Source organism: Corynebacterium lubricantis DSM 45231 (genome assembly GCF_000379425.1).
In the GTDB taxonomy this organism is placed as follows: domain Bacteria; phylum Actinomycetota; class Actinomycetes; order Mycobacteriales; family Mycobacteriaceae; genus Corynebacterium; species Corynebacterium lubricantis.
In genome coordinates this window covers 1-1,630 of sequence record NZ_KB902233.1, presented here as the reverse complement: position 1 = coordinate 1,630, position 1,630 = coordinate 1, and the positions used below count along the sequence as shown (strand labels likewise).

At 47.5% G+C, this 1,630-nt stretch carries 1 protein-coding gene; it reads right to left on the bottom strand.

Annotated elements, in window-relative coordinates; genetic code table 11:
- Positions 1-302: 302 nt before the first annotated feature.
- On the bottom strand, positions 303-1,630 hold a 1,328-nt coding region (locus A37O_RS0111490), incomplete at its 5' end, for a glycosyltransferase family 4 protein (protein ID WP_211208376.1).

The following is a 1,630-nucleotide window of genomic DNA, read 5'->3' as shown; positions in this document are numbered from 1 at the left end:
CTGAGTCGAAAGGTACCGCGGTGGTCTCCTTGCTGGTCGGCAGGGGGGGTTCACCAGGCGGTAGCTGTACACCACACTATTGGACGCAACCAAAGTCCAGCACCAGGAAAGTAAGGTGCTGGACTTTTCTTGTCACTTATTAGCTAAGCTACATCTTTCAGTCCATTACAAATGGAAAAGCGAGCTCATTTTTCAGAACTCGCCTCGCCTATTGCACCTCATAAATCAATGCACGGTGATTTATATGTGGTACAAAGAGCTAGAAACATCCGATGGGCATGAACCAATGGTCTATATTTGAACTAGATCGATTCCTCAATGAGAGAGATTTCCTGGAGCGTTGTTTCAGTTGCGGATAACTGCTCGCGAACACGATTTGCTGCGCCTCGAGACAACTCAGAGAAAAGACCAGGATCTTCCGCCAACTTTATTAGTGCCTTTGCGAGAGCAATAGGATTTTCTTGTTCAACCATTAAGCCAGATTTGGTGTCGACAAATTCCGGGATGGCGGCTGCGTCTGTTGTTACGGGAACAAGGCCGGAGGACATTGCTTCTCCTCTGGACACTCCTTGCGTGTCCATTCGGCTTGGCACTAAAAATACGCCATATTCTGCGTGGATTCTGGCAATATCCGATTGTGAAAGGAATTTTCGGAAGACTTGAACATTGTCGAGGTTAAGTATGGGTTCAACTGTTTCATCAAACAGTGGACCATCGCCGTAAAAGCTAAACTCAAACTTGTCAAAGTCGTCGTAGTTTTCGCTGAGCCATTTGACTGCTGCCACACTCAGATCGTTTGCATAGATTTTTGACGCAAACGGTCGAATTGATAGCACTTTGAATCGCTGCTCAATCCCTTTTGGACGATAGATATACTTTTCGGTATCGACCAAGTTATGGATGACAGAGTACTTTGCGCGCTCAAGGTTCAGCCCAATGTCGAAGAAGAAAGTCTTCGCCAGCCATTGGGAAACAAACACAAAATGCCAGTTTGAAGGGCACGTAGAAATTACTCTCTCCCAGAATGCCATTCGAATTTCAGATTGCTTTTTGGCCTTCTCGACCGATACGACGTCAGTGTAGAGTATTGCTCGGCGCCACCAAGGCTGCGCTTCGAAGCCGTGAATCCACACAATGATCTTCTTGTTACTAGGTGCCTTATCCAGCACTTCTTTCATTTCAGGTGACAAGAAATGTACCAGTATGTTTCCGTATTCCGATTGGGAAACTAGTTTCTCCAGTACTTCTTGTGGCCCTGTTAGAACCTGTGTGCCTTCAAATTCGCGGAATTCCAGCTCTTGAATGCCTGGATTCAAGCAAAACACTACAACTCGGGTGCCTTCTTGCTGATAATTCCTGATTCGACTTGCAATGAATCCATTTTGGTACAAATTCTCGTAGGAGGGGTACCTGTTGGTAATAAGCAGTGCTGCTCCCTCCACCAATGGTGGCCGCGGATCTAGGTGCTTTTTAGTGGATTGATATTCACCGAGAGTTCCCGACCCTGGCCCGAGAACGCGGATACCAACTTTAACCTGGTTGCGTCCAATAGTGTGGTGTACAGCTACCGCCTGGTGAACCCCCCCTGCCGACCAGCAAGGAGACCACCGCGGTACCTTTCGACTCAGCT